Genomic DNA, 19400 nt, shown 5'->3' with positions numbered 1-19400 from the left:
ATGATGGGCTTTCATTTAGAATCAATACTTTCGTATTCACCGAATACCGACCCTATACACTATGAAATCAAACGAAATCCGCCAGAAATTCCTCGACTTCTTTGCCTCTAAAGGCCACCAGGTCGTTAACTCCAGCCCGCTTGTGCCAGGCAATGATCCAACCATCATGTTTACCGTGGCTGGCATGGTGCAATTCAAAGACGTGTTTCTGGGCTTTGATAAGCGCAATTACACCCGTGCCACCACCAGCCAGAAATGCTTACGCGCTGGCGGCAAGCACAACGATTTAGAAAACGTCGGCTACACTGCACGCCACCACACTTTCTTTGAAATGCTCGGCAACTTCAGCTTTGGCGATTATTTCAAAAAGGATGCCATCCATTACGCCTGGGAGTTTTTAACCGGCCCTGAGTGGCTGGCCATCCCAAAAGAAAAACTGCTGGTCACGGTCTACGCATCAGACAATGAGGCGTTTGAGATCTGGAACCAGCAAATGGGCGTGCCTGCAGACAAAATCATCCGTATTGGCGACAACAAAGGCGCAGCCTATGCCTCGGATAATTTCTGGGCCATGGGCGACACCGGCCCTTGTGGCCCTTGTACCGAGATTTTTTATGATCACGGCGATCATATCTGGGGAGGCCCTCCTGGTAGCCCGGAAGAAGACGGCGATCGCTTTGTAGAAATCTGGAATAACGTGTTTATGCAGTTCAACCGCGATGCCGAAGGTGTGATGCACCCACTGCCAAAACCATCCGTTGATACCGGCATGGGGCTGGAGCGCCTGTCTGCCGTACTGCAAAAAGTGCATACCAATTACGAAACAGATTCCTTTGTTGCTCTATTACAAGCTGCAGCTGGCGCAACTGGCGTGCCTTACAATCAGGAAACGCCTTCACTTAAGGTGATTGCTGACCATATCCGCGCGTGCTCCTTTTTGATTGCTGACGGTGTATTGCCAAGTAATGAAGGCCGTGGTTATGTATTGCGCCGCATCATCCGCCGCGCCGTGCGTCATGGCTATAAACTTGGCCAGAAAAAACCATTCTTCTTTACACTGGTTGCCGCACTGGTTGCCGAAATGGGTCACGCCTACCCAGAGCTGGTACAAAAACAAACACTGATCGAAGAAACACTGAAATACGAAGAAGAGCTGTTTGCCAAAACACTGGAAAACGGCATGGCCCTGCTCGATACCGCCTTAGCGGGCGGCAAGACAGTACTGGATGGTGCAACTGCCTTCAAACTCTCTGACACCTACGGTTTCCCTATCGACTTAACCGCTGACGTATGCCGCGAGCGCAATGTCAGCGTGGATATGGAAGGCTTTGAAGTAGCACTCAATACCCAGCGGGCGCAATCTAAAGCGGCCGGTCAGTTTAAAGCAGTAACGGGTTTGGTTTACGACGGGGAAGCAAGCTGTTTCCACGGCTACACCGAAAGCACCCAAGCGGCCAAGGTACTGGCACTTTATCGTGGCAGCGAGCCGGTTGAAATCTTAAACGCCGGCGAATCGGGCGTAGTGGTGCTGGATCACACGCCGTTTTATGCCGAATCAGGCGGCCAAGCCGGTGACGTAGGCAGCATCCGTGCGGGCGATATTTTGTTTGATGTGACCGATACGCAAAAAGTGAAATCCGATGTCTTTGGTCATCAGGGTGTGGTCAGCAATGGCAATCTGAAAGTAGGCGACGCCGTAACCGCCAGCATTGATTTGGTGAAGCGTCAGGCCAGCCAGCGCAATCACAGCGCTACCCACTTGCTGCACGCAGCACTACGCACCGTGCTTGGCACACATGTGGAGCAAAAAGGCTCGCTGGTGACGTTTGAGCGCACACGTTTTGACTTTAGCCAGCCCAAACCAGTAACCCCAGCTGAAATCGCCCGGATTGAAGCGCTGGTTAATGAAGAAATTATGCGTAACGATGCTGTTTCAGCAGCACAGATGAGTTTTGACAACGCCATCGCTGCCGGTGCCATGGCGCTGTTTGGCGAAAAATACGGCGACGATGTGCGCGTATTAAAAATGGGCGACTTCTCTACCGAGCTATGCGGCGGCACGCATGTGGGCCGCACGGGCGATATTGGCCTCTTCAAAATCATCGCAGAAAGCGGTATTGCAGCAGGGATTCGCCGTATTGAAGCCATCACCGGTGAAGCCGCTTTAGCCCTGGTGCAAACGCAAGACAGCGAAATCAAAGCCCTTGCCGCGATGACGCAATCCAAGCCAGGTGAGCTGATCACTAAGCTGGAAAAACTGCAAGCCGAGCTGAAACTGGCCCAGAAAGAAGTACAAAATCTGAAAGGCCAGATGGCCTTTGCCCAGCTGGACAGCCTGATTGGCGTTGGTTTACGCACGATCAGTGACGTAAAATGTGTAGTCGGCATCGTAGATGGTGTTGAAGGCACAGTCTTGCGTGAAATGAGTGATAAGCTAATGGATCGCCTGCAAAGCGGCATCGCCATTCTTGCCAGTGTATCCGAAGGTAAAGTCAGCCTGATCGCCCGTGTCAGTAATGACTTGACTGGCAAAGTAAAAGCTGGCGAGCTGGTTAACTTCGTCGCCCAGCAGGTTGGCGGCAAAGGCGGCGGCAAGCCTGATCTGGCACAAGCCGGCGGCACAGAGCCGGAAAACCTGAAAAGTGCGCTAGACAGCACCCCGGCATGGCTTGCAACTAAGCTTTAAAGCTACCCCAAAACGGGCAAGCCAAATGGGCGACTCCTAAGCAAAGTCGCCCGTTTTATTTTGCTGCCCCTCATGCCACTCCTTATCAGGCTCTGGCTGTCATTCGCTGGTTTAATGCCAAATCACAATAAATCCGGTAAACCCGTTTATGATTCCAGCTCCGCTGCTGGACATTTCGCAAATATAAAAAACACAAACCAAAACCCCATTCGGGATTAGTTTCGGTTAAATTTCGTAAGCAGTCAGCGATCTCCTTATTTTCCTGCTCCAGCCGGGATACATAGTGATAACAGGTCAGGCTAATGGCAAAACAGGCACAGGCCTCACGCACAGAAACCAAATAATGCTCAACGGCCCAATGAGCCATCTGGCGGCGCCAGGATGACTTAACCCTCTTTTTTAGCATGGCCTTTCTCATCAGCTCCGCTCGCATCCGGGCCTCAAGGTACATTTTTCTAAGGTGCCGATTCTCATCTTCGAGCTCTTTTATCCGCGCCATCGCAAAAGCGCCCACACCGTAAAATTTGGTTCGCCATTTACAAAAACATGCTGAACTCATGCCATACTGACGGCAAAGCGCCGCCACAGGAAAACCTTCTTCGGCCTGCTTCAAAATCGCCATAATCTGACTATCGGAATACTCAGCTGGTTTCATTTAGAATCTCCCAAGACGAGGGGAAAATTCTACTCAAAAATACGCCGTTATGGTGTCATCCCCAATAGCCTGCTGAACATCTGATTCATTTCATAAATTAAACACCAGCAAAGCCAAATAAACCGAGGTAAACCACGAGCAAGCTTTGTGTACAGCAGCAATAGACACCAAATTGCTTTTCCAACTAATACCCAGAGTTTCACTTACACAGGGTGTTAAAATCTGCCGCATGCCTATCCACTCAATCCCCCTCCTTTGTCGTTTTCTGCCTTTTTTACTTTTGCTCAGCGCTTGCGGCACAGCCCCCATCGGCGAGGGCATGTATCAGGTAAAAGCAGGTGACACGCTCTATAGCATTGCCCGCAATGCAGGCCGTAGTGTCGGCGAGCTACAGCGCTTAAATCAACTGAATGACAACACGATTCACGTCGGGCAAATATTGAATATCGGCATGGGCAAGCCCGCCACTCCCGCCCTTGATCCTGTAAAAACCAAGCCCCCGGCAACAACGCCTGCGCCTGTCAGTAAGCCAAAAACACCAGCCATATCGCTGGTGTGGCCCAATAAAGGCCCGGTTTTAAGGGCCTTTAACGGCAAAAGCAATAAAGGAATCAATATTGGCGGAGCAGCAGGCTCCCCCGTTTACGCGGCGGCAAGCGGTAAAGTAATTTACGCCAATCAGGTGCGTGGTTATGGCAAGCTTCTGATCATTAAGCACAATAAGGACTATCTGACCGCCTATGCACATAACCGGCAGATTCTGGCAAAAGAAGGCGACAACGTAAAACAGGGGCAAAGCGTAGCCGAAATGGGAAATACAGGCAGTGACAAAGTCATGCTGCACTTTGAATTACGTTTCAAGGGAGTAGCAATCAACCCAGCCCCTTACCTTCCCTAAAAAAAACAGCAGCCCGTAAGCTACTATTTTTTTGTATCTGACAAAAATCCGGCATCAAGGCTTCTCTGGCCTTTGCACACCGAACCGGTCAGAAATCAGAACAAATACCCCAGGCCCAGTAAAATTACATCGGTATCTTTATCATAGGAAGTCACTGTCCGATTCCAGGCCACCCGGGCACGCCAGTGTTCACTAAAACGGTAGCTGCTTGCCAGTGTCACCAGGCCTGATACGGTTTTTTTCTCTATATCAGGCTGATTGTTACGATAACGCTTACCCAGCGAGAAATATGGCCCGATCCCCAGACCCACACTGAATTTATCGTCAAAAAAACTGGGCTCATACCAGGCTTGCAAGGCAATCCCGCTGCGACGCAAATGATCAGTCTCTCCCTCCTGAATAAAGGCAGCCGATGCTTTCAGCCCCGGTACAAAAGCATAGCGATACTCCAGAGCGGCAGCATCCGCCAATTCCGAACCAAAACTATTCACAATAGTTTGCCCCAGATAAAGCGCCACTTCCTGCCTTCCCCTTGATCCCGGCCAGTCTGCTTCATCAAAACCCATCGGGGACAACTGATACCCCATTCCCAGCATCACCGAATTGGTATCAATGCTGCTCGGTGTTTGAATATGGTTCAAACGTAATTGATACTGCCAGTTACTTTCACCCTGCCAGGTGGCCTGCACACTAAAGATCCCGCCCCAGCCGTGCTCGTTTAAATAGCCGTGGCTATTTACGGTCCGCCGTGTTGTATCAAAATAGCGATAGGGTCCCAGCCCTGCAGCCAGCATTAAATTAGGGTGCAAAGCTTTAGTTTTTCCCCACAACTGAAAGGCATGCCCATCCCGATGATGATCATCCACATGACCTTCGTTCACCCAGGAAAAACTGACCGCCAGGTCTTCATTTAAATCATGCATATAGGACAACGCCCATGCATAGGATGTTTGATCACTTTGGGCGCTGCTCATGCCTCCGGCAAGAAGTGATAAATTGTCTGCCTGAGCCAGTGAGCTGAAGAACGCCACCGAAGTAATACCGTATTTAATCCAGTTACACATATCCATCCTGATTTATCATACGGATCAGTATAAAAAACACCGAAGCCATACGTACACTATTTTTAAAACCCTGCGCATTTTAACGCAGCACACACAGAAGAAAATCATGCACGAGTTGGAATGGGGCAGCGAACATCAGGCTATTTTCAAATGGCTGGAGCACCCTGACCACCCCTCCGGGCTTATCTGTGCCCGCGCCGGCACAGGAAAAACCACCACACTGGTTGCAGCCTACAGACAGTTGCGCAACCAGGGACACAGCCCGCTGGTACTGACCTTTTCCAATAGTGGGCGCGACACCTTTATCAAGCGCTGTCGCAGCCATTACCCGGAATTACCGCCACCTCAGGCTTATACTTTTGACGGCTACGCACTCCGGGTATTTTCCCAATACTCCGGCCGCTCAAGGCTCAGGCCACGCCGCCTGCGCCCGGACTCGCTGGCTAATTTAATCGATCTGGCCATGAACGAAGCCATTGACATCTTAAATGGTAGTCTGTCAGAAGATGAACTGCGGATTCCTCGTGACAGTCAGTCCTTAGCCGTACTTCACCAGTTTATTGATAATGCAAAAGTAAGTCTGTCATTTAATTACCCTCCCTTCTCGCTATGGGGTGAGCTGGACGAAGAAGAGGACGAATACGATGTCGATGACGCTCTGATACATTTGGGCTTGAGCCACCAGCGTTACCGTTTATTCAAACGCTATGAAAATGCCCGGGAACGTCTGGAGTTTCTTGCTCCCGGCGATGCCGCATTTGATTTACTGCGTGAGCCAGAAATTATCAGTAAAGATTTAAAACAGCTCGGCATCCAATGGGTACTGGTGGACGAGTTTCACGATACAAAGCCTGTACACGAGCAAATTTTGCGACATATGCAGGCAGCAGGCATCCGTATGCTGGCAGTTGGTGACGATGCACAGGACATTTATGAATGGCGCGGTCTGACTGCGTTTTCTGCATTTAAAGCATGGGAAGCGCAATCAGCGCCCTTTGGCCTGTCCCGCTCTTTTCGTTTTGGCCGCCCGCTTGATCAGATTGCAACCCGCCTGATCAAACCCCTGGGCAGCCCTATTGAGGTACGCTCCAAAGCCAGCCATTACACGCGGCCTAAGCTGCGTAAAGTGGTGCTGGAAGCCGACACCACTGCCATTTTGGAAGACTGGCAAGCCAGTGGCCGCAATCTTGGTGAATGCGCCATCCTGGTGCGTGAAGCCGACGCATCCAAGCCCATCGAAGACGCACTATTTAAAGCAGGCATCAGCTATCGCATGGAAGGCAGCCGCCCGTATTTTCTTCGCCAGGCCGCCTTACTTTGCCAGGCCCTTGGCTACCTTGCCAGCAGCAAACCTATAGTTCACGACAGCAGCGATGTTGATGCATTCCTAGCGCTCATCCAGTCTCCGGCGTGGGAAATCAGCGAAGAGCAAATTTCCAATTTTCAGAAAGAACTAATCAGTGTTGACTATGAAAACAAGCCTCTTTACCGGCTGGACTGGCTGCCCGATGCTTACGCTATTTTAAAAGGGCTAATCCCGGCCCCCATGGCTCATCTGGCCTTTGTCAGAATAAAGACAACACCACTTCCCCTATGCCTGGAAGAGCTGGTTGATCAGCTCAACTTAAAACCACTGGTTGCCCTCAGCGCGCCAACGGCTCGCGCTGCCAAAGCACGCCTGCAGCTATTTAAAACCCTGATCACCGAGCTGGGCAAAACCGGCCCTGACGCATTGGCCAAAGACTGGTTTAAACGCCGTCAGCGCTATCAGCAGTTTAATAAACAACGTGTAGTGGTCAGCAGTGTACAGCAGGCGAAAGGACGGGAATGGGTGCATGTGATTTTGCCACAACTGAGTGACTGGGTACTAAGAGAGGGTGCAGATTCGGCAAATGAGCGCAGGCATTTCTATGTGGCCATCACCCGTGCGCAGGAATATCTAACCCTGCTGGCAAATGCACAAAGCCTGGCACAAAGCCCATGGCTGGAAGAAATTGGAATTAAATAATAGTTTTAATAAAAAACCGCCCCCTTTCAAAACAGACCTGCTCATCATTTATCTAAAGACTTAACCCAAAACAGAGATTCAAACCAGCACGACAAACCAGCCGGCTGGCCGTGCATTACGCGGCAAAAGTCAGTAAATACGTAAATATAAATTATTCCAGCCAGTTCCCGGTTATTAATGCACCACTGGCAATCCAGCCTGATCATAAAACCACGATATAGCCAGTCCCACCAAAGCAAGACTGACACACATATTTCACCCTATAATCATTTTCAGTCAAATAGCATAAAATATTTCCGAGCACCTCGGACATCCAATAGATTAGCATCATGAAAAAAACCTACACAAAATGGCTATTGGCACTTGGGGGCATCTCTGCTGCGGCAGCTTTTTGGGTATTCAAACCAATAAAAGAAATCCCCCCCAAACTCGACACGCCCATCATTGCTCTGGCAGCCGGATTAACATCGCCCGATCTGGTACTGGCCACGCCCAATCTTGCACAGCTGCCTGCCGCGCTAATGCAGGTGCCGCTGTTTAAAAAGGTACTCACAGAAGATGCGGTGGATTATTACGAGCACCACCCGGATAAATTAGGTCTGGAAGGCTCGCTCAGGCGGATTGCTTTTGAGCACGAGCTGAATCTGCAAGACCGTTTTATGAATGCGCTTTTATCCGAGCCCGCCGAAATGGCGATGTGGAAAAGCGACGATGGCCGCCCGGGGCACTGGGTGCTGCGCATTACAAAAAATAACTTTGCCAGCCTGCTGCAATGGGTGACTAAGGCTTCATTAAGCGACAGCCAGCTCAGCATCGATGGCCATATCGCCAAAGTGCCGCTGTATAAATTGCAATATGGTAATGATGACGCCATCTGGTTTTTTAGCCAGGATAATAAGCTGGTTGTGCTTTCTGATAAAAACTGGCTGGAAGGCAAGCAGGCTGCCGCCTGGACTAAAATATTAAACGGTTTGCTTGGCGACTCGGCCAACCCTTTACTCCAGCATTACGGCGTACAGGCCGCCAGCAGCGGCCATACTGTGGTCGCGAATATGAAATATCTTTCATTTGGCTATCAAAGTCTCTTTGCCGATGTAAAAGCATTGCGCATGGATGTCAGCAAGGAAAACGGCTGGTTCAGCCATATACTACTCAACCAGCAAACCCAGTGGGACGGCATGCCTCTCTGGCAATCTGCCCCTGATGGCGCTGCACTCTGTTTATCTGCTCCTGTAGATTGGAAAACACTCAAGCCCGTCAGCAAAAAAGCCAATATTCCCGCCGAATGGCTGGCGCAGCTGAAGCCTGCCGCAGGCGTGTGCTGGTATCCGGATTCATCGCTCTATAGCCCGCTGCTGCTGGCACAAACCCGCGAGCCCAAGCAATTTGCCAAACACGCCCCCAAGCTGTTTGACTGGCTGATCGGTGCAAGTGAAGCCGGTCTGCGGGACGAAGAAGCATCGCGCCTGCCGCTTAGAAAAAGCAAAAAAGACGACGGCCTACTCTTGCAGCGCGCAGTCAGCGCCGACGATGGCAACCTGAGTAAAGACGCCAAAGACGCCGCACCCAATGTCGATAAACTCACACTGGGCCGCTATTTTGATGTCAGCATGGCGCAATCCGGATCATCCATCGTATTCTCGCCCGACAGCAAACTTGTCAGCACCGCCATGGCCGTGCAGCAAAAACGCTACGCCGCGCTGGCCGACAGAATGGAAGGCCCGAAACAAGGCTACATCGCCCCGGAAGCGCTCTCCAAACTACTGACCACCGCCACGATGTCTACGCTGCCAGGCAAAGCACAGCCCCTGCTACAAAACGCCGCAGTGACATATCTGATCCCGCATATCACCGCCATAGGCGAGTTCTCCAACACCGGCCTACAACTCAGCCCCAGCGCAGATCAGCGCAAAGATCAGCATTGGGAAAGACTGGAGTGGAAAAGTCCGAAGTGATGACCAACCCACACCTTGAACCACGGAGAACGCAGAGGACACGGAGTTTCACGGAGAAATACAAGGCTTACAAACAGGAGTTTAGCATTTTAAAAAACAGCGACTGGGGCTTAGATAGCTGCTCGTAGCAAGGGGCTTAAATCCTCCCCTTGAAACACGCCGGAGCGAGGAACAAGCGGGGCGGGGTTTCGGCCAGGGAGCGAGGCAGCGAGCCAATCCCGCCTGCCGCCGACTCGATTGTCCGCAGCGCAGGGGCCTTCGTGTTTTGCTGTTGTCGCTTTGGCTTCGTTTCTTGGCGAAGCAAGAAAGGAAGGCCCCGCGGTGCCTACCGCACCTAAATCAATGTGCCGCAGGCACTAAAAGATCTTTTTGATTTGAGTTAGCAAAAAAACAAAAAACGGCGGATTTCACCCGCCCTACAGATACCCCCACCACAAGGAAACCAAGCTTCTGTGTTTTTAAGTAAATATCTCTGCACCGGCCTTATTTTGCTCAGCACCACCTGCCTTGCCGCTGACCCCGTGCTCAACCCCGCGCAAACGCAGGCTTTTCGAGGCTGGTTTGTGCGGATTGTGAATGAGCAGCTTCGTCAGGGCCAAACCCGCGCTGGCAGCACAGAGATTGCGCGGGGCTGGTGCGTTTTGCAGTGGCAGAAGCCCTGCAAAAACACGACGCAGCATGGCTGCAAAGTAATGGCATTAGCCGAACGGGCCTGCCGCCAGAAGTGGATTTAAGCCCGGCCAGCCGGGATGCCTTGCGGCATAACTGGAAGCAGGCCGACGGTAAACGTGCCGCCTATGTGCCGGCTTTTGGGTTGGTGCAAAACAATGCCCGCCTGATAGGCAAAGATATCAATCAGGCAGAAGCAGGTGATTTACTGTTTTTTGATCAGGGCGACGATCAGCACGTCATGATCTGGACGGGTCGATATATTGCCTACCACACCGGAACGGTCCACCCAAAAGACTCGGGCTTAAGAGCCGTAAGAATCGATCAACTCATGCAATGGAAAGACACGCGATGGCAGCCACGCAACGACAATCCCAACTTTATCGGCATCTATCGCCTCGCTTTCTTGCCCTCTGCTTCTTAATTTTCGGCCTGTTTAGCACCCACAGCTTTGCTGCGGATTACGCCGTGCGCGGCAATACTTTTTATTTATTGTCTGATTCAGGCTTTGCCAGTACAGACGAGGCCACAGTGCGGCTGGAAGCGTCTACTTACGATGCGCAAAGCTATGGGGGCGTTGATATTCTGGTTTACCGCGTGCCCAAGCCGCTGGATTTTCTAAAGCAGCAAAAAGATCCGCACAAGCTTGATTTAAAGGGTAACTATCAGGGCGAAGGCGCGGCCAATGCGCTGCGCTATCTGTGGGACCAATGGTATGCCCGCTCACGTAAAGCATGGCAAAGAGTATTTTCTGCCCCTGCACGCGGCGCCGTCACCCAAGCCGCGCCCGCACTCAAAACCCCGCCGCCCACCACCACCCGCTATACCGCTGTGCGCCAGTATCAGCCGCTCAAAGGTTTTGAGCTGGTGAACGAGTTTCGCTATCCGCTGCATCTGGCCAAACCAGAAGCTGCAAATAAAGCGGGGCGCTTAGAAGGCAGCAGCAGCGAGCGCGGCGTCACCCCCGGCAATGTTCGTGTGCCTTTGGGCAGGCTGGCTCCGGGCTTATATATTATTGAAGGCTATCTGGGCAGCTACCGTGCAGCCACCCTGCTGTTTGTCTCTGATACCGCGCTGATTACCAAGGTCTCCAGCGAGCAAATGCTGGCTTGGACGGCACATAAACAAAGCGGCGTGGCCGTTGCCGGCAGCGAGCTGGTCTGGAGCGATGGCAACGGCACTTTAAAATCTGGCGACACCGATAAAGAAGGCATTACCGTCTTTAAAAAAACCGCACCCGAGCAAAGCTATGTTTACGGCACAGACAGCAAGGGCGGCGCGATGATTTCGGAGAACTTCTACTACCCGGCAGAGGTAAACAACAGCAAGCTGTATATCGTCACCGACCGCCCGCTCTACCGCCCCGGCGATGAAGTCAATGTGTCGCTGGTAGGCCGGCAATTTGAAAGCGCCCGCGAAAGCAGTCGGCTTAAATCTGAAACCGTGCAGCTGATGCTGCGCGATCCTGCGGGCAGCGAATTATCGCGCCAGGAAATAAAAATCAGCAGCGATGGCGCAATCAGCCGCTTTACCCTGCCCGACAATGCCGTGGCGGGCGGCTATGAGCTGAGGCTGGTTTATCAAAACACGCCTTATGCCGCGCCGTTTCGCGTATCTGAATACACCAAGCCGCATTACGATATCAGCATTGATCTGGATAAGGCTGCGCTTAAAACCGGCGAAGAAGTCAGCGGCAAAGTCAGCATGCGCTACCCCGATGGCCGCCCTGTGGCGGGGGCCAGCGTAGAGCTGGTGCTGCGCAGCCAGCGGGTATCGATGGTAAATGCCGAGGTGCAATACCAAGGCTTATTTCCACTTAAGGTAAAGCAAGAAACGCTCAAATTAGATGCCAGCGGTAATGCCCGCTTTAGCCTGCCTGCCGCCACCGACCCCAACCGCTATGTCTTGCGTGTGATCGGCAGCCAGTCTGGCGCTTACCCCGTTACGGCCAGCCGCGAAGTGCTGATCGACAGCGCCGCCAGCCGCTACCACATTGTGCCGGACAAGCAGTTTTCAGCGCCTAATGAAACCGCCCGCTTTAAGCTGATCAGCGATTGGCCGGGGCAAAACAAACCTGTCAGCTGGAACGCCCAGCGACTGGAAGATCGCAGCAGCCAAAGTGGCACGCTCACCAGCAATACCCAGCAATTTGATATTCAGTTTAAGCAGGCCGGCAATTACCAGATTAATTTGCTGGATGCTGCGGGTAAATCGCTTGGGCAAAGTAGCTTTATTGTTAGCGGCAAGGGGCTGAATGTGGCGCCTGGCTCAATCTCGCTACTATTTGATCGCGAAAACTATGCAGTGGGCGAAACCGCCGAAGGCGTGCTGAGTTTTCCTGAAGATGTGAACGACGCCCTACTCACCTTAGAGCTAGAAAACGTGCAGGAAAAAGCCACGCTGGCCCAAGGCGGCGATTGGCTCAAGCTGAATAAAATCAACGCCCGCCAGTGGAAGATCAGCCTGCCTATCGTCAAAGACTATCGCCCGAATATGACTTTCTCGGTGCTGTATATCAAGCACGGCAGCCATACCTTCCAGAACCGTGGTTTAGCCGTGATTCAGCCCAAAATCGACGTGGCCATTAAGAGCGATAAAAAAGAATACCAACCCGGCGAGATGGTAACGCTGGAGCTAAGCAGCAGCGTGGCGGGTAAAGGCGCACCGGCCCAGCTTAGCCTGGGTGTGGTCGATGAAATGATTTATCTACTGCAGCCTGAAATCACACCGGATATTTATGACTTTTTCTATCACACCCGCCGCAATGCGGTGCGCACCAGCGCCAGCTTAAATTTCTATGGCTACGATATGGCATGGTCGCCGCGCGCAGGCGGGACCGATGAAATGCGCTATAGCTCGCGCTCGCAGAAAATGCTGGTTCGCCCACGGCGCGACAATATGGATACCGCCTACTGGAACGGCGCGCTAAAAACCGACACCAATGGCAAGCTTAAAGTCCAGTTCCGCATGCCCGACGCGCTCAGCCGCTGGCGCATTACCGCGCGTGCTATCGCCACTGATGGAGCAAATGATGGCGTAGTCGGGCAAAAAACCCACTATATCAACTCGAATAAAGCGGCCTATGTGCAATGGGCAGCAGCTAAAACCTTCCGCGAGGGTGACACGCCCAGCCTGCAAATCGCCGTGACTCAGCAAGCCGACAAAGCCCAGTATCAATTGGTGACGCGCGCAGGGAACAGCGTACAAAAAGAGCAAGCGCTTAACCTTAGCAAGGGCACCAGTTATATTCCGCTGGAGACTGGCCCGCTGCAAAACGGCCAGTTGATTGTTGAATTAAAACAAGGCGGTAAGCTAATCGACCGGCTGATTACCGATCTTAGCCTGCAAGCAGCGCAAGAAATGCACACGATTAGCCAAAGCATTCAGCTTAAAGAGGGCAAGGCCGATATCAGCCTGCCTGCCGATGCACAAGCCGTGCGCTTGCAACTTTTAGATAGCGGCGATGCGGCGTTTCGCAGCGTAATCGATGATTTGATCGATTACCCCTATGGCTGCGTAGAGCAAACCGCCAGCCGCCTGCTGCCCTTAAGCCTTGCTTACCAAAAGCTCAGCGACGCGCCAGCGCCTATGCGTGCTGCCTTGCGCCAGCGCATCGAAAACTCACGTTTACGCTTACTTAAAATGAGCGGCAGCGGCGCAGTCTTTAGCTGGTGGGGCGATAGCACGGCAGGCGACCCTATGCTCACCAGCTACGCCCGCCTTGCCGAATCGCAAGCCAGCCGTGCGCTGGGCCTTAGCCCAAGGCTGGCCAACAGCAAAACTTTCCAAACGCTGTATGCCAATCAAGTGAAATCCATGCCGCCGCTGCATCAGGCGCTGACTTTATGGATGGCAGCTGACACCGGCGAAGCGATTCGCACCCAGCTCTCTGGCCTTGTTGATCAGCTGGCAAAAACCAGCCCTTCGGCAAGTAATGCCAAGGCCAATATCATGAACGCGCCCGATTCGGCGCAAGGCCAGCAGGCCGCGCTGGTGCTGGTCAGCAAGCTCGCCAGCCAGCAAAAGCTGCCCCTGCCGGACGCCATCAAAACATCGGCCAAAGCGGCAACGCTCAGCCTTAAAAAATCCAATGAGCCATGGTTGCAAGCACTGGCCGCATGGAGCAGCGGCGACGCAGCCGACACCGCACAACTGCTGGCCACACTCAGCCAGAACACACCGACGCTGGAGCGATCGCTCGCCCTGCTGTGGTTGCAAGACGAGTGGAAAACCGCCAAAGCCAGCGCGCTTGCACCACAGGGTGCATGGCGCAAAAACGCAGGCAGCAGCGGCGGCATTGAATGGCGTTTAAGCGGCAAAGCCACAGAAACATTGGCCATTCAGGTGGAAAAAGCGCCAGCGCTACTCAATGCTACGCTGAAATACAATAGCGCCAGCCAAGTAGCAAGCGCCCTGCCGGTGAGCATTAGCCGTCAGCTCTATGTATTAGAGCCCAAAGGAGAAGCCGGCTTTACCGCCAAGCCCGTGCCGTGGACCAGTAAGCTGGCCACCGACAAACTGTATATTGACGAAATCGTGCTGCAATCGAAAAAGACCTATCGCTATGGCCTGATTGAAGCCGCACTGCCACCGGGCGCGATGGTTGAAGAACAGCACTGGGGATTAAATATCGACAATCTGCCGGGGCAGAATAAATACGAGGATGCAGAAGGTAAGGAGCAAAACACCCTCGCCGTCCAGCCCATGCAGCAGCGCACCTTAGGCTACGCCCAGCCTGTGGCCGTGCTGGACGGTAAAGTGGTGCAGCGGCAGATTATTCGCTTCACCCAGGCAGGCCGCTTTACCCTGCCTGCGGCACGCTATTTCAGAATGTATCAGCCGGACGAAGCCGCGCTTGAGGAAGGAGCTGCACGTGTTGTGGAAATTCGCTAGCCGCCACCCTCTTCCCATCAATGGGGGCATTGAAATTCGTAGGGCGGGTGAAACCCGCGGGTTTCACCCCAGATGCGCTAAGCAAAAGCTTTTTAGTGCCTTCGGCACGTTGATTTTGGAGCGGGAGCCCCCGCAGGGGCCTTCCTTTCTTGCTTCGCCAAGAAACGAAGCCAAAGAAGGCGACCCCACGAAACACGAAGGCCCCTGCGCTGCGGACAATCGAGTCGGCGGCAGGCGGGATTGGCTCGCTGCCTCGCTCCCTGGCCGAAACCCCGCCCCGCTTGTTCCTCGCTCCGGCGTGTTTCAAGGGGGCTTTAAAAAGCCCTATGCAAAGTGCGTAGTTGTTATGCTTTTTCGCTGCTTGCTAATGAAAAAAACAATTTGCTTAGCGCGTATAGGGTTTCACCTGCCCTACGGCTGGCTTTGTGTTGGCCTAATGCTGCTGCTCATCAGCCACCAAGCCGCAGCCAGCACGCCCTGCCAGCCTTTGCCAGAAATCCAGCAAAAGCTGAGTCAACTGGCGCGTGGCTGGCATAGCACGCTGGCATTGGAAACCGGCTATGCGCCGCCTGCACGTTATACCGTTTGCCAGTTAAAAAGTGGCCTGCCCTTTGCGGATCACCAGTTAAAACGCATTTATATCCGCGGACTAGCCAGCGAGGACGATGAAATCGCCCTCGCCCACGAGTACCTGCACCTTGCCTTCAGCCACCACCCGCGCGGCCACGACGAGGCGTTTATCGAAGCCATGGCAAGACGCCTTGTGGGGGTGCAGTGAAATACCCGAATACTCTAAAAAGTTCTGGAAACACAAGGCTAAAATCAAAAAATTCTGTAGACACTAAGATCTGCAAGAACACAAAGCACACATAGAAAAGCGGAGTAAAACCTCAACTCATTCCGTATATTTTCTCTGTACTCTGCTTTTAAACGCTGTGTTCTCTGTGTCTACAGATCTTAGGTTTTCTCATATTTCTGCACTAACGCGCACTATTCGGACCAACATCATGAAGCCTTTAGCCCTGTTTTTCTGCCTTTTGAGTCCTTTTGCCGCTGCCGCCGGTTTGCAGATCGACACCCCCGCTGGCGGCTGGCGCAATACGGCGGGTAAGCCTGAGCGCTATATACAAAACGTACAATATCCGGCCACGCTGGTGAATACGCCTGAAAACCAGGGCAAGATGGCCTTGATCCGCGGGCATATCGGCAAAACACCCAAGGAACCCGCCAAAGGAGAAAACAATCCGCCTTACCGGCTCATTGTCAACGGTGTGCCCATGCCGCTACGGGTTGATGCAGACGGCAGTTTCTCCCGTCCCTACTCTTTTGGCCGTGGAGCAAATAGCGTTGAAATTCAAAGCCCGGATGGTAAAGAGCGCGCTGTCACACAATTTTTTGACAGCAATAAAGACCGCCCGCAAACCAAACTACGCGTTGTATTGTCGTGGAATACCAATAACACCGATCTGGATTTACACGTCATTAGCCCGGATGGCGAACACACTTATTATGGCAACCGTGTCAGCAAAAACGGTGGCGCACTGGATGTGGACGTCACCTCAGGCTACGGCCCGGAAATCTACGCCAACCCAAGTCCGCCTAAAGGCCGCTATCTGGTGTATGTGAACTACTACGGTGGCTATGATGAAAAGCCCGCAATGACCATTGCCCAGCTTTCCATCATCAACTACGAAAACACGCTGCACGAGAAACAGCAGCTGTTTAATATCCCTATGCGTAAAACAGGAGATTTAACACTGGTGGGCAGCTTTGTTTATCCATAACCATTGGCTGAAAACCATAAAACACATAATGCTGATCATCAGCATGCTTTTATCTGGCCTTGCTCACGCAAGCCCGGCTATACCCATTTACATCAGGAGCAGTGAATACATGGATGCCTGTCCTGGGGTAGCCAGGTTACAGGCTTACGAAAAGGCGGTGACAAGTTTCTGGCTGTCAGAACCGGCCCAGGCACAGGGTATCCCTCAGCGATAAATTCAAAGAAGGCCAAAGCTTTTACGTTTGCTCATCCTCAAAAAATCAAAAATGGGTGGGCATTGTTTATTCGGCAAACAAATCCGACGACTGTAACGTCAGCACGGCAATTAAAAAAATCAGCACCTTATCGTGGCAAATGTAAACAGGGCTGGATTCACTCGCGCTGGATAAAAATCGTTGCTGGCTAATAATTAAAAGGCATTTAATGCATCATCAAACCAATACGGCCCAGGCCTGCTTCAAACCTGCTTTATGGATTATCGCCCTGCTGGCCCTGCTGATGCTCTGGCATGGCCCCATTGCCCAGCATGCGCATTACCATGATTTTGCTGATCAGCGTATAGGGCTGGGAGTACCCAATTTTTGCGATGTATTCTCTAATCTGGGCTTTGCCATTATTGGTTTTTGGGGTTTAAAACTAAGCTGGCCTCAGAGGGGCATTAGCCGTACAGGCTGGCTTTTAGGTTTTTCCAGCCTGATTCTCACCGCGCTGGGCTCGGCCTGGTATCACCTCGCCCCGGATAACACGCGACTAATCTGGGATCGTCTGCCGATTGCCCTGGCCTGTGCAGGTTTTCTGGCAGCCCTTGCCAGCCAATTACACGGGCAGCTAAAAAGCCAGTGGTTTGCTGTGCCACTGGCCTTATGGGCTATATTTTCTGTGGAATACTGGGTGCTCACACAAGATTTGCGCCCCTATCTATTACTACAGGCTTTGCCTTTGATTCTGCTACCTTTATGGCAATGGCAAATCAGTAGAAAGCATCGTGCCTTCTGGCTTATGCTATCTGCAAGCCTTTGCTATATTTTGGCTAAAATCGCCGAGCTGCAAGATATACTCTGGTTTAATGCCCTGCATCAGATTATTTCCGGCCATACCCTCAAACATCTGATTGCAAGCCTGGCCTGCCTGTTTATTTTGCTATCGAGAAAATATGAAACCCCACACTCTCCTGCCTAAATCTCTGATAACCCGTACTACACGGTGGTTTCAATGGGCAGCGCTATTTTTTAGCTTCTGCATACCCGCCCATGCGGCCAGTAATTTACAGGATTTTCAAAACCATATCAGCGAGCTCATTAGCATTCGCTCAGAAGCCTATCGCTTTGCTGAATTGCACCAAATTATCAGTAGCAGCGATACGCCTAAATTAAATCGTCAGCAAAGCGAGCAATTACGCAGTATTATTCAGCGCTATCTGGCCATACGTGCACTTTTAATGCCTGAAGTAGAGCGTGTAGCCCCTTGTTTTTCACTGACTTCGCCTATCCGCCTTAATATCCAGAAACCAAGCACAGTAGGCCTGCCCGAGCTTTGCAATACCGCCCACAGATGGGCGCCATCCCTCAACCCCTATGATGAAACGGGTAAAAACACACTTTTAGATATTGAACGCGGGCTGGCTGCAGCGCTGGTGCTGATGGATAGCTATCAGATTGCGATCGAGCCCTATGTACAAAATGCTGAAGTCCGCTATTTGCTCAATTACGATATAAAAAACACCGTGCAAATTGACCAGCTTATCCACCAATATCGCTCTGGCGATGTACATAACCAATTGCGTTTAGCCAGCGACTTAGTCGATCAGTATTTTAAAATCCAGCGCGAAAGCGGTATCACCCCCAATACCACCGAACAATATCTCTATGCACTCAGCCAGAGCACTGTCTGGTATGTGAACCAGCGCAAAACCGCCCGGATCAGCCCGCTGCAAATTACGGGCTTTGTGCTGGAAGACTTTAATCAGCAGAAAAAAGTGGCTGTGAATACGCTCAGCTTTGGCCTGAGCCTTGGCTTTGGCCAGATGGTGGGGCTGGTGCAAACGCGTAGCGGTAAGCTGCGTAAACTGGATAAAGATGCACTTGCCCGGCTTGAAGCAGAAATGAAGCCACTGGATATCCTGCTGGAAAAAACACCTTTTCGCCTCACCGATAAAATGATTCCCGGCCACTATGGCCATATGGCTTTATGGCTGGGCAGCGAGGCAGAGCTAAAAGAAATAGGCGCATGGGACACAATCCCAGGCCAGTGGCAGGAGCAGGTGCGGCAGGGAAAGCGGATTGTCGAAGCGCTACGCTCCGGTGTAACGCTAAGCACGCTTGATCACTTTATGAATATTGATGATCTTGTAGTGCTGCGCGATCAGCGCCACACCAATAAAGATTATCAGCGTAATGCCGCGCTCACAGCAGTGCAGCAGCTGGGCAAAGAGTACGATTTTAATTTTGACGTCATGACGCATGAGCGCATTGTGTGCTCCGAGCTGGCCTATGTTGTTTTCCCGGATCTGGATTGGCCACTGGCGCAAACACTGGGGCGCTACACGATTAGCCCGGATAACGTTGCACAGCTATCCATCGGTAAAACCCCTGTTTTCAGCCCCGTTATTATGTTTCGTGACGGCAAACGTGAGCCGGATCAGTTACAAGAAAAACTATCCGCACTTATTAATAAAGATAAATCGCAGGCCCTTTGGTGAAACGGACAAAACAAATCAGCCCACCGGCAAAATAACTTTATTTCTTAATGAGTGATACTGACACAATGATAATTCTTTATACCTTTGGTCC

General features: G+C 52.0%; 13 protein-coding genes. 11 read left to right on the top strand and 2 right to left on the bottom strand.

The features are described from left to right. Window positions 1-61 precede the first annotated feature (61 nt). Complete coding sequence (alaS, locus tag EJO50_RS06105) at window positions 62-2686, top strand: alanine--tRNA ligase (RefSeq protein WP_125972432.1); 2625 nt, start codon at window positions 62-64, stop codon at window positions 2684-2686. An 85-nt stretch (window positions 2687-2771) separates the two neighbouring features. Here alaS and EJO50_RS06100 read toward each other — a convergent pair whose 3' ends face one another. Further along, window positions 2772-3341: a transposase gene (locus tag EJO50_RS06100; protein WP_125972430.1), complete on the bottom strand. Its 570-nt coding sequence runs from the start codon at window positions 3339-3341 to the stop codon at window positions 2772-2774. 229 nt (window positions 3342-3570) lie between these two features. Between EJO50_RS06100 and EJO50_RS06095 the strand changes: the two genes are divergently transcribed. Next, window positions 3571-4239 carry a peptidoglycan DD-metalloendopeptidase family protein gene (locus EJO50_RS06095; protein WP_125972428.1) on the top strand — a complete coding sequence of 223 codons (669 nt, stop codon included), beginning with the start codon at window positions 3571-3573 and terminating at the stop codon, window positions 4237-4239. A gap of 95 nt (window positions 4240-4334) precedes the next feature. Here the strand turns inward: EJO50_RS06095 and EJO50_RS06090 are convergent, their stop codons facing one another. After that, window positions 4335-5303 (bottom strand): hypothetical protein, encoded by a 969-nt coding sequence (locus tag EJO50_RS06090; protein WP_125972426.1) that lies wholly within the window; start codon window positions 5301-5303, stop codon window positions 4335-4337. Window positions 5304-5409: 106 nt separating this feature from the next. Here EJO50_RS06090 and EJO50_RS06085 point away from each other — a divergent pair, with 106 nt between their 5' ends. The 9 genes from EJO50_RS06085 (at window position 5410) to EJO50_RS06050 (ending at window position 19309) form a co-directional block, all read left to right on the top strand. Continuing rightward, on the top strand, window positions 5410-7311 hold the full coding sequence (locus EJO50_RS06085) for a UvrD-helicase domain-containing protein (protein ID WP_125972424.1): 1902 nt from the start codon (window positions 5410-5412) through the stop codon (window positions 7309-7311). A 329-nt stretch (window positions 7312-7640) separates the two neighbouring features. Further along, window positions 7641-9266: a DUF2138 domain-containing protein gene (locus EJO50_RS06080; protein WP_125972422.1), complete on the top strand. Its 1626-nt coding sequence runs from the start codon at window positions 7641-7643 to the stop codon at window positions 9264-9266. A gap of 452 nt (window positions 9267-9718) precedes the next feature. After that, on the top strand, window positions 9719-10000 hold the full coding sequence (locus EJO50_RS17260; protein ID WP_206434546.1) for a DUF1175 family protein: 282 nt from the start codon (window positions 9719-9721) through the stop codon (window positions 9998-10000). Then, window positions 9913-10359 (top strand): DUF1175 family protein, encoded by a 447-nt coding sequence (locus EJO50_RS06075; protein ID WP_233702183.1) that lies wholly within the window; start codon window positions 9913-9915, stop codon window positions 10357-10359. The genes EJO50_RS17260 and EJO50_RS06075 overlap by 88 nt, the downstream gene beginning before the upstream one ends. Then, window positions 10287-14828 (top strand): alpha-2-macroglobulin family protein, encoded by a 4542-nt coding sequence (locus EJO50_RS06070; protein ID WP_164521441.1) that lies wholly within the window; start codon window positions 10287-10289, stop codon window positions 14826-14828. The genes EJO50_RS06075 and EJO50_RS06070 overlap by 73 nt, the downstream gene beginning before the upstream one ends. A 367-nt stretch (window positions 14829-15195) precedes the next feature. Next, window positions 15196-15606, top strand: coding sequence for a DUF2300 domain-containing protein (locus EJO50_RS17135; protein WP_164521440.1), 411 nt, complete (start codon window positions 15196-15198; stop codon window positions 15604-15606). Window positions 15607-15835: 229 nt separating this feature from the next. Next, window positions 15836-16612 carry a YfaP family protein gene (locus EJO50_RS06060; protein WP_125972416.1) on the top strand — a complete coding sequence of 259 codons (777 nt, stop codon included), beginning with the start codon at window positions 15836-15838 and terminating at the stop codon, window positions 16610-16612. Between the two features lie 422 nt (window positions 16613-17034). After that, window positions 17035-17790: a hypothetical protein gene (locus tag EJO50_RS06055; RefSeq protein WP_125972414.1), complete on the top strand. Its 756-nt coding sequence runs from the start codon at window positions 17035-17037 to the stop codon at window positions 17788-17790. Beyond that, window positions 17765-19309 carry a YiiX/YebB-like N1pC/P60 family cysteine hydrolase gene (locus EJO50_RS06050; RefSeq protein WP_125972412.1) on the top strand — a complete coding sequence of 515 codons (1545 nt, stop codon included), beginning with the start codon at window positions 17765-17767 and terminating at the stop codon, window positions 19307-19309. The genes EJO50_RS06055 and EJO50_RS06050 overlap by 26 nt, the downstream gene beginning before the upstream one ends. Window positions 19310-19400 lie beyond the last annotated feature (91 nt).

This window comes from Iodobacter ciconiae (assembly GCF_003952345.1).
GTDB classification, from domain to species: domain Bacteria; phylum Pseudomonadota; class Gammaproteobacteria; order Burkholderiales; family Chitinibacteraceae; genus Iodobacter; species Iodobacter ciconiae.
This window is presented reverse-complemented; position numbering and strand designations above follow the sequence as displayed.

Excerpts from the sequence above, each read along its gene's own strand:
- EJO50_RS06100 (WP_125972430.1), bottom strand. The coding sequence starts at position 3,341 with ATGAAACCAGCTGAGTATTCCGATAGTCAGATTATGGCGATTTTGAAG.
- EJO50_RS06060 (WP_125972416.1), top strand. The coding sequence starts at position 15,836 with ATGAAGCCTTTAGCCCTGTTTTTCTGCCTTTTGAGTCCTTTTGCCGCT.
- EJO50_RS06080 (WP_125972422.1), top strand. The coding sequence starts at position 7,641 with ATGAAAAAAACCTACACAAAATGGCTATTGGCACTTGGGGGCATCTCT.
- EJO50_RS06090 (WP_125972426.1), bottom strand. The coding sequence starts at position 5,303 with ATGTGTAACTGGATTAAATACGGTATTACTTCGGTGGCGTTCTTCAGC.
- EJO50_RS06055 (WP_125972414.1), top strand. The coding sequence starts at position 17,035 with ATGCATCATCAAACCAATACGGCCCAGGCCTGCTTCAAACCTGCTTTA.
- EJO50_RS06085 (WP_125972424.1), top strand. The coding sequence starts at position 5,410 with ATGCACGAGTTGGAATGGGGCAGCGAACATCAGGCTATTTTCAAATGG.
- EJO50_RS17135 (WP_164521440.1), top strand. The coding sequence starts at position 15,196 with ATGAAAAAAACAATTTGCTTAGCGCGTATAGGGTTTCACCTGCCCTAC.
- EJO50_RS06095 (WP_125972428.1), top strand. The coding sequence starts at position 3,571 with ATGCCTATCCACTCAATCCCCCTCCTTTGTCGTTTTCTGCCTTTTTTA.
- alaS (WP_125972432.1), top strand. The coding sequence starts at position 62 with ATGAAATCAAACGAAATCCGCCAGAAATTCCTCGACTTCTTTGCCTCT.
- EJO50_RS06050 (WP_125972412.1), top strand. The coding sequence starts at position 17,765 with ATGAAACCCCACACTCTCCTGCCTAAATCTCTGATAACCCGTACTACA.
- EJO50_RS06070 (WP_164521441.1), top strand. The coding sequence starts at position 10,287 with ATGGCAGCCACGCAACGACAATCCCAACTTTATCGGCATCTATCGCCT.